Origin of the sequence: Rhizobium favelukesii (assembly GCF_000577275.2) — a bacterium.
Lineage (GTDB): Bacteria > Pseudomonadota > Alphaproteobacteria > Rhizobiales > Rhizobiaceae > Rhizobium > Rhizobium favelukesii.
In genome coordinates this window covers 2,381,902-2,396,316 of sequence record NZ_HG916852.1, presented here as the reverse complement: position 1 = coordinate 2,396,316, position 14,415 = coordinate 2,381,902, and the positions used below count along the sequence as shown (strand labels likewise).

Below are 14,415 nucleotides of genomic sequence, written 5' to 3'. Positions count from 1 at the left end.
GCGACCAAAACTACATCTCGATAGGCGCCGGCAGCGGCTTGCGCGTTCGTTCTTGTTTCGCGATGCGCCCGGCAAGCTCTTCCGGTGTGACAAGGCCGCCGGAGATCAAGAGCTTTGCTGCATCCTCCGGTGACATATCGAGCGGAACAATCTTCTCGCGCGGCGTAAAGATCAGAAATCCGGCCGTCGGCACCGGCGTCGGCGGCAGGAACACGCAGACCATGTCCTGGCCCATCGCTTTGAACTTCGACGCAATCTCCCCCTTGGCATCCGTCGAAATGAAGACGAGCGCCCAGAGACCGGGGCTGGGATATTCGATTAGGCCGACCTTCTTGAAGGAGTTTGTTTTGTCCTTCAGCACCGTCTCGAAAATCTGCTTTACGCTCTGATAGATACTGCGCACGAGCGGTACGCGCTGCACAAGCGATTCGCTGAAATGAACGATGCTCTGGCCGATCAGGTTTTTGCCGAGGAAGCCGATAAGCGTGATCGCGATAAGCGCGATCAGCAGGCCGGAACCGGGCACAGCGAAATTCAGATAGTTGTCCGGGTCATAGCGCGCCGGCAGGTACGGCTTCACCCAGCTGTCTGCCCATCGCACGACCGACCATGTCAGCCACAGCGTAATCGCGATGGGCGCGCAAATGATAAGGCCCGCCAGGAAGTTGTTCCTGATGCGAGTGGCTATCGGCAATCGGGGCAGTTTTTCCGTCATCGCGTGCTGATGAACTCCGTTGAGCAGACCGGCTATCGGAAATCAGCTCCCCCATGCTTTCCTGATTGAAAAGCTGCCAGAAATTGCCAAGTCGCACAAGTCTTCAGGGGGCGACCAGCCGGTCACTCCACCGTGACCGACTTTGCCAGATTGCGCGGCTGATCGACATCCGTGCCCATGAAGACGGCCGTGTGATAGGCAAGCAGCTGGATCGGCAGTGAGAAGATCATCGGCGCGATGATCTCGTTGACATCAGGCAACACGATCGTCGCCATTGTTGGCAGCTTCGATGCGGCCGCGCCTGCCTCGTCGGTGATAAAGATGATGCGGCCGCCACGCGCTGCAACCTCCTGCATGTTCGACACTGTCTTGTCGAAGAAACGATCAAACGGCGCGATCACGATGACGGGCATGTTTTCGTCGATCAATGCTATCGGCCCGTGCTTCAGTTCGCCCGCTGCGTAACCCTCGGCATGGATGTAAGAAATTTCCTTGAGCTTGAGGGCCCCTTCCATCGCAAGCGGGAAGCTCGTGCCGCGACCGAGATAGAGAACATCGCGGCACTTCGACAATTCGCGCGACAAGCTTTCCATCTGCGGCTGGATGAGATTCAGTACGCGGCTCATAATGCGCGGCATTTCAGCGAGATGGCGCACCAGCTCCCTTTCCTGCTCCGCGCTGATCGTTCCCCTCGCCTTGCCGGCGCCGAGTGCCAGCGCCGCCAGGACGGCCAACTGGCAGGTGAATGCCTTGGTGGACGCAACGCCGATCTCTGGGCCCGCCATGATCGGGAAGATTGCATCCGACTCACGGGCAATCGTCGATTCCCTGACGTTGACCACAGCGCCGATCTTCAGCCCCTTGTCCTTGCAGTAACGCAGCGACGCCAGTGTGTCGGCGGTCTCCCCGGACTGCGAAATGAAAAGGGCGGCCTGCGAGGGCGACAGAGGCATTTCGCGATAGCGGAATTCGGATGCGACATCGATTTCGACAGGTAGACGCGCGTAGCGCTCGAACCAGTATTTGCCGACGAGGCCTGCGAGATATGCGGTTCCGCATGCGGAAATTGCCAGGCTGCTTGTAGCCTTGAAGTCGATCGCGTTGATGTTGTCACTGATCGTATTGCTGGCAAAGTCCATGTAGCGGCTGAGGGCATGCGAGATGACCTCCGGCTGCTCGTAAATCTCCTTTTCCATGAAGTGGCGGTGATTGCCCTTGTCCACTACATACGCAGTCGTCTGCGATATCTGCCGAGGGCGATGCACCTCGTTGCCCGAAAAGTCGAGGATTGTCGCACCGTCTCGCGTCAGCACGGCCCAATCGCCGTCGACCAGGTAGGTGATCTCGTTGGTAAAGGGAGAAAGCGCGATGGCATCCGAGCCGAGGAACATTTCGCCCGAGCCGTAGCCCACGGCAAGTGGCGGTCCGGAGCGCGCCGCCATGATCATGCTGGGGTCGTTCTGGAGCATGATTGCAAGCGCATAGGCGCCGGTTACCCGGTTCAGCATTTTGAGCATCGCGGCACGCGGCTCGATGCCGTGACGAAGATACTTCGCCATGAGATGGGCGACGACTTCGGTATCCGTCTGCGTCTCGAAAACGGCGCCTTCGGCAATCAACTCGTCTCGCAGCTCGGAGAAGTTTTCGATGATGCCGTTGTGGACGACCGCAACCCCCTCGACAAAGTGCGGATGCGCGTTGATCTCGTTGGGAACGCCATGAGTAGCCCAGCGCGTGTGCGCAATGCCGATTGTTCCCGGCAGAGGTTCGCCGTCGAGGCGCTTTTCGAGATTGAAGAGCTTGCCCTCGGCGCGACGCCGAGCCATTTCGCCGTTATGTATCGTGGCGACTCCCGCCGAGTCATAGCCGCGGTACTCAAGCCGCTTCAGTGCGTCAACAAGGCGCCCCGCAACCGGGCTGCTTCCTACGATTCCAACAATACCACACATGAAAGTCCCCAAAGCCTTCCGTTCCGAAGGCCACTCGTAACGATTTTGTCTTTTTTCTCAATGGCCTCGGCGGTCACTTTCGGTTTCCGCGCGTTACGCAGAGCCCTATGCCTTGGACTTGTTTGCAGCCTTGATAGCCAGTGCGCGTTCGCGCAGCACGGCGGCTCGGCCCGGCTTCAGTTCCTGGCGCGCCCTGCCAAAGGCGAGCGCATCGGCGGGTACATCCGCGGTGATGACACTGCCGGAGGCAATATAGGCATTGTCGCCAATGCTGACCGGCGCTACGAGCGATGAGTTCGATCCGATGAAGGTATTCGCCCCGATCAGCGTCTCGTGCTTGTTGACGCCGTCATAGTTGCAGGTAATCGTGCCTGCTCCAATGTTTGCCCCCGCTCCGACCTTCGCGTCGCCGATGTAGGTCAGGTGATTGACCTTGGCTCCCTCGCCGATCTTCGCGTTCTTGACCTCGCAGAAATTGCCGACTTTCGAGCCGTTGCCGAGATCGGCGCCCGGCCGCAGGCGAGCGAACGGGCCGACGGCCGCGGCGGTGCTGACATGCGCACCCTCAATGTGCGAGAACGCATGAATGATCGCGCCGCCATCGATTGTCGCACCGGGGCCGAACACGACGTTCGGTTCGATTAGGGCGTCCTGCCCAATCGCGGTATCGTAGGAAAGAAACACGGTCTCAGGAGCGATCATCGTGACCCCGGCGATCATCATCTCGTGGCGCCGGCGCTCTTGCCAGAGCCGCTCGATCACGGCGAGTTCCGCCCGATTGTTGCAGCCGGTCATTTCGATTTCGGGTGCGTCGACAGCCGTGACGCGGCCGCCGATGGAGCGGGCGATCTCCACTAGGTCCGTCAAATAGTACTCGCCTTTGGCATTGGCGTTGCCGATGCGGGATAGCAGATCGAGAGCCTTGCGGCCGTTGATTGCCATCAGGCCGCTGTTGCACCATTTCACGGCACGCTCGGCATCTGTCGCATCCCTTTCCTCGCGGATGGCGATCAGTTCGCCATCCTTGACGAGCACGCGGCCGTAGCCGGTCGGCCTGTCGGTGTGGAAGCCGATGACGACCACATCGCTGCCCTCGGCAAGGCCTTGACGTGCGGCCTTGAGCGGTCCCTCGGTCTGCAACGGTACATCGCCGTAGGTCACGATGATATCGTCATATCCGCGCGCGATGGCTTCGCGTGCTGCCAGCACCGCATGACCGGTGCCAAGCCGCTCCTTCTGCAGATATGTTTCGATCTCGACGTTTCCGACTTGGGCAGCCTTCGCCACTTCGTCGGCGTCGCGGCCCACGACGAGCGCGACCGATGAAATGTCGCTCTTTGCCACGGCATCCACGACATGCGCGATCATCGGGCGGTTCGCGATCGGGTGCAGCACCTTCGATTTCGACGACTTCATTCGCGTGCTGTCCCCCGCAGCGAGAATGATGGCGAGGCAAGTCCGTTCCATGATGTGCTCCGAGAATCCATTGGGTGCAGCCTTTGCTGCCTCATAGCAGCAAGACAAGGGCGGGACAAAGATCAAAATGGATCAGGCGGATGCCTTGGTTATCGCCGCATAGGCGTCGCGGACGTGATCGCGGCCATCGATGATCACGATCTCCATGGCTTTTCGGGCGCCATCGACGTCCCCGGCGACGATCGCCTCGACGATGCGCATATGCGTGTCCGCAATGTTCGAGAAGCCGTTCTGCGATGGCGGTGTACTAATGCGGAACATGCCGACCAGCGCGGCTTCGATCAGGCTGCCAAGCGTTCGCATGAAGGGGTTGTGAGATGCATCGGCTATTGCGAGGTGAAAATGCAGGTCGGCCAGCGCAAGGCTTTCGCTGGTGTGGCCCAGAGCGGCCATTTCCGTTGCCAGAGCTCGCAGATGCTCGATGTCGTCCTTGCTCGCCCGCTCGGCGGCGAGACCGGCGGCAAATGGCTCGAAGGCTAGCCGGATGTCGTAAAGCTGCAGCAGGAATTCTTCCGTCACGCCGCTGTCGAAATGCCAGGCTATGATCTCGCTGTCGAACATGTTCCAGAGGTTCTTCTCCGTCACGCGCGTGCCGACGCGGGCCTTGGCGACGATCATGCCTTTTGCGGCAAGCGTTTTCATCGTTTCGCGAAGGACGGTGCGTGAGACCTTGAAACGCTGTGCGAGTTCGGCGTCGCCGGGCAGGATGCTTCCAACAGGATAGGTTCCGGCAACGATCGCCCTGCCGAGCTCATCCACGACTTGTGCGTGGCTCGTTCGCGATTTGCGCGCTGTTTTTCCGGTCTCAAGCAATCTGTTACGCAACGAATACCTCCCCGCTCAGGCATACCTCTTATTCATACTGGAAAGGAAGAGAATAACCTTCTGCATTAGAATGAATGCAAAAAGCAAAAGGCCGATCAAGATCTTCGTCCACCAACTCGAGAGCGTCCCGTCGAAGGTGATGTAGGTCTGAATGAGGCCCTGTATCAGGATACCGATGAAGGTGCCTGCCACGAATCCCGCCCCTCCGGTCAACAGCGTCCCCCCAATGACGACTGCTGCGATCGCATCCAGCTCGACGCCGACTGCTGCCAGAGAATAACCGGCCGACGTATAGAGTGAAAAAACGATTCCGGATAGACCAGCAAGAAAGCCGGACAATGCATAGATCTGGATCGTGGTTCGCCCCACGGGAACGCCCATGAGCTGCGCCGTCTGTGGGCCGCCGCCGAGCGCGTAGACATTGGTACCGAAGCGCGTGCGATGCGCCAGGAATATGCCGGCGACAAAGACGAGAAGCATGACGCCGCCGATTAGCGTCAGCCGACCACCGCCCGGCATCCTGTAATAGAGGCTTGTCAGCGTCGTGTAGTAGTCGTGATTGATCGGAATGCTGTCGATCGACAGCACGAACGCCATGCCGCGTGCCAGGAACATGCCCGCGAGTGTCACGATGAAAGCCGGCATTTCCAGATAGTGAATGATCGCGCCCATTGCCGCACCGAAGGCGGTCGTGATGATTAGCACCAGGACAAACGCAACAAGCGGATGGATTGTGGTGTTCTGCAGGATGACGGCCAGGAACACGCCGGTGAAAGCGATGATCGAGCCGATCGATAGGTCAATGCCGCCCGAGATGATGACAAACGTCATGCCGACCGCTGCGATGCCGAGAAAGGCATTGTCAGTCAATAGGTTGCCGATCACGCGGGTAGACAGGATGTTAGGATACTGCAACGTGCAGATTGCATAGGAGAGAACGAAGATCACGACCGTTGCCAGCAGCGGAAGATATTTCGAGTTCATTGAATCTGCCCTTCCCCGACGCTGCTCGATCGCCGGCCTAGAACCACGGCCGCCGATTGAATTGCCGGCGACTGAATGACGAGGATCACGATGACGATCACCGCCTTGATGATCAGGTTGAACTCCGGCGGAAATCCTGAGAGCAAAATGCCGGTGTTCACAGCCTGAATGATCATTGCGCCGATCAGTGAGCCGAGGATGCTGAAGCGTCCGCCCAGCAGAGAGTTGCCGCCCACGACGACGGCCAAAATCGCGTCGAGTTCCAACCAGAGCCCAGCATTGTTTGCATCGGCGCCCTTGATATCGGCTGCGACGATGATTCCGGCGATCGAGGCGCAAAGGCTGCTCAACATATAAACGGCCATCAGCAGTACGGGCGTTCGCACGCCGGAAAGCATGCTTGCACGTCGATTAATGCCGGTTGCTTCGATCAGCATGCCAAGCGCCGTGCGCCTCACGAGCAGAATCACCAGGGCGCCCATGACCAGCCATATGATGACAGGCATGGGCAGGAATGCGAAGGAGCCGCTGCCAAGCGCGATCAACCCTTCATCGTTGAAGGTCATGATGACACCCTCGGTGATGAGCTGAGCAATCCCGCGTCCGGCAACCATCAGCACAAGCGTGGCGATGATCGGCTGGATGTTGAGTATGGCGACTAGAAGGCCGTTCCATACCCCGCAAAGCAGCCCGACTCCCACCGTTACCAGCAGCGTCATGACCAGCGAATGGCCGGACACGATGGATGAAGCGGCAACGGCGCCGCAGATCGCGATCACCGCGCCGACCGACAGATCGATCCCCTTGGTCGCAATCACGAGCGTCATGCCGACTGCCAACAAGGCAACAGGCGCGCCGCGGTTTAGCACATCTATCAGGCTGCCATAAAACCGATCGTTCTGAACAACAACATTAAAAAACTGCGGGAACATAATGAAATTTAATATGAGAATGACCGCAAGCGCGATGAGTTGCGGCGCCAACCGGATCAGCAGTGCGTTGAGCGACGACCTCATGCGTCCTCCGTCTTCTTTTGGGCGGCAGCGATGGCGTCGACGATGCGCGCGGTGTTGACATTGTCTCCCGTCAGTTCCGCGACATGCTCGCGATCGCGAAGGACCAAGATACGTGAGCTATAGGCGATAAGTTCTTCCAATTCCGAAGAAATAACGATCAGTGACATGCCCTTCGCGCAGAGATCTTCGATCAAGCGGATAATCTCGGCATGTGCGCCGACGTCGATGCCGCGGGTCGGCTCGTCGAGGATCAGGAAGTCCGGATTGGTGGCCAGCCAGCGCGCAAGAATCGCTTTCTGCTGATTGCCGCCTGACAGCAGACGTATCGGCTTCTCCCTGTCTGTCGTCCGGATGTCGAGCGCACTGATGTAGCGGTCGGCCAGGGCGTTTTGATCGGCGCGAGAAATCGGCCGGGCCCAGCCTCGCCGTGCTTGCAGCGCCAGGGCAATGTTCTCGCGAATGGAAAGGTCGCCGATGATCCCGTCCGTCTTGCGATCCTCCGGACAGAAACCGAAGCCGCTGCGGATGGCCGCACGCGGATTCGAGAGCGCAACCTGCTTACCGTCGACTTGTGCCGTTCCACTGTCAGCCTGCTCGATCCCGAAAAGCAACTCGGCAGTCTCCGTGCGGCCGGACCCGAGCAAGCCTGCAACGCCCACCACCTCGCCGACGCGGACCTCAAGGTTGAACGGCTTCACCTTGCCACGCTTGCCGTAGCCTTCGAACCTGTATTTGACCGGACCGGCCGTAACCGAATGCGCCCGCGCTGTTGCTTCGGCATTCGCCAATTCATGACCGAGCATCATCGAGATCAGGCTCTGGCGAGACAGCTCGGATGTTTCGCGAGTGCCGACCAACTTGCCATTTCTCAGCACTGTGATGCGATCACTGACCTCATAAACCTGCTCCAGGAAATGAGTAATAAAGACAATGCCAAGGCCGCGTTCTTTCAAGTCCCGCATGATACGAAAGAGCATCGCGACTTCCTGCGTGTCAAGGCTTGCAGTCGGCTCGTCGAGAATGAGGACTTTACCCGATAAATCGACAGCGCGCGCGATCGCCACGACCTGCTGCACTGCGACCGAAAACCGGTCGAGTTGCGCGGTCACATCGACGTCCATCCCGTATTGCTCAAGCAGTGCCCGCGCCTGCCGGTTCATCGCCCGTACATCGATCATGCCGAACCGCTTCGGCTGGCGCCCGAGGGATAGGTTCTCGGCGATGCTCAGATTGGGGAGGAGATTGACCTCCTGATACACCGTGCCGATGCCGAGCTTCTGGGCCGCGAGCGTATCGGACGGATTGATTTCGGCGCCATCGAGAGCAAGCCTGCCCTGATCGCGGTGATAGGCACCCGTAATGCATTTGATGAGCGTTGATTTTCCGGCACCGTTTTCGCCCAGAAGCGCATGCACCTCGCCCTTGCGCAGCGAGAAATCGACCTTGTCGAGCGCAATGGCGCCCGGGAAGAATTTCGATATCCCGGAGGCGGTTAGAACGTTCTCGAAATCGTGAATCATGAAAGCGGCTTTTCCTGATGTGGACCGACAATGCCGCGCCGTGGACGGACATGAAGTCCCGACTGGCATTCGGCAGTTCCGCACCGGCCCATGATGGACCGGTGCGGTTCCAGCGTCAAAATCAGTAGCCGAGGTTCTTCTTCGACTCGTAGACCTTCATCGGATCGTCAGCCGGCGTATAGAGCTTCGATTCCGTCTGGATCCACTTCGGCGGGCCCTTCTTGTCTTTCAGGTATGCATCGAGCACGTCGAATGCGGGACCTGCCATGTTCGGCGTCAGCTCCACGGTCGCGTTCGCCTCTCCGGCTGCCATGGCCTTGAAGATATCAGGAACCGCGTCGATAGAGACGACGAGAATGTCCTTGCCCGGCTTCAGACCGGCTTCCTTGATCGCCTGAATGCCGCCCACGGCCATGTCGTCGTTGTGAGCGTAGAGGGCGCAGATATCCTTGCCGCCGTTTTCAGCTTTCAGGAAGCTTTCCATGACTTCCTTGCCCTTAGTGCGGGTGAAGTCGCCGGTCTGGCTGCGAACGATCTTGAAGTTTGCCTTGCCCGCGATGGCTTCCTCGAAGCCCTTCTTGCGGGCGATGGCCGGCGAAGAACCGGTCGTGCCCTGAAGCTCGACGATGTTGCAAGCCTTGTCGCCAACGGTCTTTACAAGCCAGTCGCCGGCAACCTTGCCCTCATGAACCTGATCCGAGGTGACAGCGGTCAGGTAGAGGTCTTCAGGCGCCTTGATCGTTCGGTCGAGCAGGATCACCGGGATTTCGGACTCCTTCGCTTCTTTTAGAACGGCGTCCCAGCCGGTTTCTACGACCGGCGCCAGGAAGATGGCGTTGACGCCCTGCGCGATGAAGGAGCGGATCGCCTTGATCTGGTTTTCCTGCTTCTGCTGCGCGTCAGCAAACTTCAGGTCCACGCCACGCTTCTTGGCCTGTTCCTTCGTGACGGTGGTTTCGGCAGCGCGCCAGCCAGATTCGGAGCCGATCTGCGAAAAGCCCACAACGAGCTCTGCAGCCGATGCCGAGCCGAACATGCAGGCAGCCAGAACCGTGGCACCCAAGAGTGCGGTCTTCAATTTCATGATTCCCTCCCAAAGCCGCCTCTCGCGGCACGCATAGGAAAAAATCATATAGTATTACTTTTGTAAATGCACTTTTTAGTATGCGATGCAGCAAAAAAGGCGCTCGAAACGGAGCGCCTTTTCGCATGTGCTAATTGCTGGCCGAAATCACTTCGGCAGCTTGTCGTCTACGCCTTCGACGTAGAAGTTCATGCCAAGCAGCGTGCCGTCGTCAGCCTTCTCGCCGGCCTTGAGCCAGGGAGTACCGTCCTGCTTGTTGATCGGGCCGGTGAAGGGATGCAATTCGCCCGACTTGATCTTGGCTTCGGTTTCCTGAGCCATCTTCTTCACGTCATCAGGCATATTGGTGTAGTCGGCCATCTTGAGGATGCCGTCCTTCAGACCATCCCAGCTCTGCTCGGACTTCCAGGTGCCGTCAAGCAGCGCGTGAACGCGCTTGGAGTAGTAGTTGCCCCAGGTGTCGACAATTGCCGTCAGCTGGGCCTTCGGACCGGCTGCGATCATGTCGGAGGCCTGACCGAACGCATGAATGCCGCGTTCCTCAGCAACCTGCATCGGAGCGGTGGTATCCGTGTGCTGCGTCAGTACGTCGACGCCCTGGTCGACCATGGCTTTTGCGGCATCGGCTTCCTTGCCCGGGTCGAACCAGGTGTTCACCCAGATGACCTTCAGCTTGAAGTCGGGATCGATTGAGCGGGCGCCCTGCTCGAAGGCGTTGATGCCCATGACAACTTCCGGAATCGGGAAGGAGGCGATGTAGGCGGCGCCGTGGTTCTTCGATGTCTTGGCTGCGATCTGACCGAGGATGTAACGGCCTTCATAGAAGCGCGAGTTGTAGGTCGCGAGATTCGGGCCGGATTTGTAGCCGGTACCATGCTCGAACTTCACGTTCGGGAACTTCGCTGCGACCTTTACGGTGGCGTCCATGAAGCCGAAGGACGTCGTGAAGATCAGCTTGCAGCCCGAACGGGCGAGACGCTCGATGGCACGCTCGGCGTCGGGGCCTTCCGGCACGTTCTCAAGGTAAGGCGTGTCGATCTTGTCGCCGAATTCCTTCTGGATCTGCTGGCGACCGAGATCGTGAGCCTGCGAATAGCCGCCGTCGGTGTGTGATCCGACATAGACGAAGCAGACTTTGGTCTTGTCCGCAGCCTGCGCCACGGAGCCGAGGCTCAGGACGGCGGCAGCCGATGCGGCAAGTGCAAGTGCTAGTTTTTTCATGATAACCCCTGTTGGTTTGAAGCTTCCGGAAACGCGTCTCATTCTTTTGTTTAGCGCTCCGGCACGAACGGTTTTCCCAGCGACGCGGGCGTGTTGATCAACGTCGTGCGCCGATTATGAGAAATGATGACAAGAACCACAATAGTCGCTGCATAGGGCAGCATTGACAGGAACTGAGCCGGGATACCGACGCCGAAAGCCTGGGCGTGAAGCTGCAGGATCGTCACAGCGCCAAACAGATAGCCGCCGGCAAAAACCCGCCATGGACGCCAGGATGCGAAGACGACGAGTGCGAGCGTGATCCAACCGCGGCCGGAAGACATGTTCTCCACCCATTGCGGCGTGTAGACGAGAGAAAGCTGCGCTCCCGCTAGTCCCGCGCAGGCGCCACCGAACATGACCGCGAGGTAGCGCGTACGGATAACACTGATGCCGAGAGCATGGGCCGAGCCGTGACTATCGCCGATTGCGCGCAGCTTCAGGCCGGTGCGGCTGCGGAACAGGAACCAGCTCACGCCAAACATCAATGCGAGCGACAGATAAAAGGTCAGGTCCTGACGGAAAAGCACAGATCCGATGAGCGGAATGTCGGAAAGGTAAGGGACGACGATTGGCGCTAGGCGAACGCCAGGTACGCTCACAAAGCCTTCCCCCAGCATTCCCGAAACGCCAAGTCCGAGGATGGTTAGCGCCAAGCCGGTTGCGACTTGGTTGGCAACCAGCGTCAGAGTGAGAAAGCCGAAGAGCAGCGAGAACAGCGCGCCGGCGACAATTCCGCCCAGCAGCCCGATATAGGGAGAGCCGGTCATTTGCGCGCTCGCGAAGGCTGCAACAGCCCCCATGATCATCATGCCTTCGACGCCGAGATTGAGAACGCCGGACCGCTCGGCGACGAGTTCGCCAAGCGCGGCAATGACCAGCGGCGTGGACGCAGTAATGACGGTCAGCAGAATCGCTTCGAAGATGCTCATGCAACGCCGCCCCGGACTCGCGACCAGATGATGCGGATCTTGTAATAGATGAGGGTGTCACACGAGAGCACGAAGAAGAGCAGCAATCCCTGGAAGACGCGGGTCACCTTATCGGACACGCCGAGCGACAGCTGCGCAGCCTCGCCGCCGAGGTAGGTCAGCGCGAGCACAAGGCCGGATGCGACGATACCGAGTGGATTCAGCCGTCCGAGAAACGCGACGATGATCGCCGTGAAGCCATAGCCGGGAGAAATCGCAGGCTGTAGATGTCCGATCGATCCGGAGACTTCCGAAATGCCGGCAAGTCCGGCAAGCGTCCCCGAGAATAGAAAGCTGAACCAGATCATCTTCTTCGACGAAAAGCCGGCGAAGCGTCCTGCCCGTTCGGACTGTCCGAGAACGACGATCTCAAACCCTCTCAGCGTATACTTGAGCATGAACCAAACGAGAATCGCCGCGACAATCGCAAAAACGAAGGCCCAATGGGCGCGGCCGGATTCTTCCCAGATCGCCGGCAGCGTAGCTTCCGGCGCAAACGGCACGCTTTCTGGAAAGTTGAAGCCCTGAGGATTGCGCCAGGCGCCGCGGATCAGCCAATCGAGGAAGAGCTGTGCGATATAAACGAGCATCAGGCTCGTCAGTATTTCGTTGGTATTGAAATGCGCCTTCAGCAGCGCTGGAATGGCCGCAAACAAAGCGCCGCCGATCGCGCCCATGATGAGCATCAAGGGCAGCACCATCGGCGAATGCCACTCGGTGAACAGGATCGGCAGAATGGAGCCCGTGATCGCGCCGATCGTAAACTGTCCCTCGGCGCCGATATTCCAGTTGTTGGAGCGATAGCAGACGGCCAGCCCGACGCCAATCATGATCAGCGGCGCTGCCTTCACCGCAAGTTCGTGCAGCGACCAGACTTCCAGCAACGGCTCAAGGAAAAACGCGTCCAGTGCCTCGATCGGGTCCTTGCCTAGAATGGCAAACATGATCGCCCCGGCGAGCAGCGTCAGCAGCAATGCCAGCAAAGGCGACACGAAGCCATAGAGCTTCGATGCTTGCGGCCGCTTTTCTAGTTCAATGCGCATTGGCGGTCTCCGACGCGGTCTTGCTTTCGTGCAGACCGCCCATCAAAAGACCAATCTTCTCACGTGACAGTTCTCCCGCCGGGAAAGGTTGCGAAAGCCGCCCCTCAGAAATCACGGCAATCTCCGTTGCGACCTCGAATATTTCGTCAAGGTCCTGGCTGATGACGACGACTGCCGAGCCGTTGCGCGCCAGATCGACTAGTGCCTGACGAATGCGGCTCGCCGCTCCCGCGTCGACGCCCCATGTCGGTTGATTGACGACGAGAACCGCTGGTTGGCGGTCAAGCTCGCGGCCAACGATGAACTTCTGCAGGTTTCCCCCGGAAAGCGAGCCTGCCGCCGGGTCCTCGCCGCTCTTGCGCACATCCATCGCGTCGGCGATCCGCTTGGTCGCGGTCTTGACCGCGCCGCGGCGGATCACCTTGAGAAAAGCGCCGCCAAGAAAGGTTCTGCGGTCGGATTGGCTGCGTGCCAGCACGAGATTGTCGGAGAGCTTCATGGCCGAGACGGCCGCGTGGCCGTGGCGTTCTTCCGGCACAAAGCCGGCGCCAAGGAGGCGCCGAGCTGTGATGCCCTGGGTACCGACGGCTTTCTTGCGGATCGTGATCGCGTCCGGCGAACTCACTGGATATTCTCCCGAAAGAGCGTCGAAGAGTTCGCCCTGTCCATTGCCGGCAACACCCGCGATCGCCAGGATCTCGCCGGAACGGACGGCCAGAGACACCTCCCTGAGTGGCATTGCGAAGGGAGTGCGTGCAGCAACGGAAAGATTGGTGACCGAAAGCTGCACATCGCCCTTGTTGCCGCGGTCGGGATGCGTAACCGTCGCGACGTCGCTGCCAACCATCATGCGGGCAAGAGAAGCCGGCGTCTCCTGGCGTGGATCGCAAGCGCCCGTGACCCTGCCGTTGCGCAGCACGGTCGCGCGATCACAGATGCGCTGCACCTCCTCCAGCCGATGGCTGATGTAGAGGACCGATTTGCCCTCCGCCTTCAGCTTGAAAAGTGTTTCGAAAAGTCTGTCGGCCTCCTGCGGCGTCAGCACCGATGTCGGCTCGTCGAGGATGATGAGCTTGGGATTTTGCAGCAGCGCGCGCACAATCTCGATGCGTTGGCGTTCGCCGACGGAAAGATCAGCGACGTGGACATGGGGGTCGAGCGGCAGGCCATAGGCGCGCGCGAGCGCCCTTGCCTCTTCCGCGATCCTGCCGATCGGAATGCTGTCATCGAGCGAAAGCGCGATGTTTTCAGCGACCGTCAACGCCTCGAAGAGCGAGAAATGCTGAAAGACCATGCCGATGCCGAGCATGCGGGCGTCGCCTGGCGAACCGATCGAAACCGGTTGGCCTTCCCACAGGATGTTGCCCTCGGTCGGCTCGAGCACGCCGAACAGCATCTTGACGAGCGTCGATTTGCCGGCGCCGTTTTCACCAAGGAGAGCATGGATTTCGCCGGGGGCGATATCGAGGTCGATGTGGTCGCAGGCAGCAAAGCTGCCGAAAAGTTTCGTCAGTTGCTGGACCGACAGTAACGCACCGGAACCCGGCACATCAGATAACGACACGTTCCCCT

The 14,415-nt window shown here is 59.4% G+C and carries 12 protein-coding genes; all 12 read right to left on the bottom strand.

Annotation, left to right across the window (positions count from 1 at the left end; translation table 11 throughout):
* Positions 1 to 10 precede the first annotated feature (10 nt).
* On the bottom strand, positions 11 to 715 hold the full coding sequence (locus tag LPU83_RS50460; protein WP_024314857.1) for a DUF502 domain-containing protein: 705 nt from the start codon (positions 713 to 715) through the stop codon (positions 11 to 13).
* Between the two features lie 122 nt (positions 716 to 837).
* Positions 838 to 2,664 (bottom strand): glutamine--fructose-6-phosphate transaminase (isomerizing), encoded by a 1,827-nt coding sequence (gene glmS / locus LPU83_RS50455; RefSeq protein WP_024314856.1) that lies wholly within the window; start codon positions 2,662 to 2,664, stop codon positions 838 to 840.
* Between the two features lie 105 nt (positions 2,665 to 2,769).
* A complete protein-coding gene (gene glmU / locus LPU83_RS50450; protein WP_024314855.1) occupies positions 2,770 to 4,131 on the bottom strand; it encodes a bifunctional UDP-N-acetylglucosamine diphosphorylase/glucosamine-1-phosphate N-acetyltransferase GlmU in 1,362 nt (453 codons plus the stop codon).
* 81 nt (positions 4,132 to 4,212) lie between these two features.
* The gene (locus LPU83_RS50445) at positions 4,213 to 4,965 is read right to left on the bottom strand and encodes a FadR/GntR family transcriptional regulator (protein ID WP_024314854.1); all 753 of its coding nucleotides are present in this window, start codon (positions 4,963 to 4,965) and stop codon (positions 4,213 to 4,215) included.
* Positions 4,966 to 4,980: 15 nt separating this feature from the next.
* Complete coding sequence (gene yjfF, locus LPU83_RS50440) at positions 4,981 to 5,949, bottom strand: galactofuranose ABC transporter, permease protein YjfF (protein ID WP_024314853.1); 969 nt, start codon at positions 5,947 to 5,949, stop codon at positions 4,981 to 4,983.
* On the bottom strand, positions 5,946 to 6,965 hold the full coding sequence (locus tag LPU83_RS50435) for an ABC transporter permease (protein ID WP_024314852.1): 1,020 nt from the start codon (positions 6,963 to 6,965) through the stop codon (positions 5,946 to 5,948). Before LPU83_RS50435 ends, yjfF begins: the two co-directional genes overlap by 4 nt.
* Positions 6,962 to 8,485: a galactofuranose ABC transporter, ATP-binding protein YtfR gene (gene ytfR, locus LPU83_RS50430; RefSeq protein WP_024314851.1), complete on the bottom strand. Its 1,524-nt coding sequence runs from the start codon at positions 8,483 to 8,485 to the stop codon at positions 6,962 to 6,964. The genes LPU83_RS50435 and ytfR overlap by 4 nt, the downstream gene beginning before the upstream one ends.
* A gap of 121 nt (positions 8,486 to 8,606) precedes the next feature.
* Positions 8,607 to 9,569: a galactofuranose ABC transporter, galactofuranose-binding protein YtfQ gene (gene ytfQ, locus LPU83_RS50425; RefSeq protein WP_024314850.1), complete on the bottom strand. Its 963-nt coding sequence runs from the start codon at positions 9,567 to 9,569 to the stop codon at positions 8,607 to 8,609.
* 147 nt (positions 9,570 to 9,716) lie between these two features.
* The gene (locus LPU83_RS50420) at positions 9,717 to 10,790 is read right to left on the bottom strand and encodes a BMP family ABC transporter substrate-binding protein (RefSeq protein ID WP_024314849.1); all 1,074 of its coding nucleotides are present in this window, start codon (positions 10,788 to 10,790) and stop codon (positions 9,717 to 9,719) included.
* A 50-nt stretch (positions 10,791 to 10,840) separates the two neighbouring features.
* Positions 10,841 to 11,761, bottom strand: coding sequence for an ABC transporter permease (locus LPU83_RS50415; RefSeq protein WP_024314848.1), 921 nt, complete (start codon positions 11,759 to 11,761; stop codon positions 10,841 to 10,843).
* Positions 11,758 to 12,843 carry an ABC transporter permease gene (locus LPU83_RS50410; RefSeq protein ID WP_024314847.1) on the bottom strand — a complete coding sequence of 362 codons (1,086 nt, stop codon included), beginning with the start codon at positions 12,841 to 12,843 and terminating at the stop codon, positions 11,758 to 11,760. Before LPU83_RS50410 ends, LPU83_RS50415 begins: the two co-directional genes overlap by 4 nt.
* Positions 12,833 to 14,407: an ABC transporter ATP-binding protein gene (locus LPU83_RS50405; RefSeq protein ID WP_024314846.1), complete on the bottom strand. Its 1,575-nt coding sequence runs from the start codon at positions 14,405 to 14,407 to the stop codon at positions 12,833 to 12,835. Before LPU83_RS50405 ends, LPU83_RS50410 begins: the two co-directional genes overlap by 11 nt.
* Between the last annotated feature and the right edge of the window lie 8 nt (positions 14,408 to 14,415).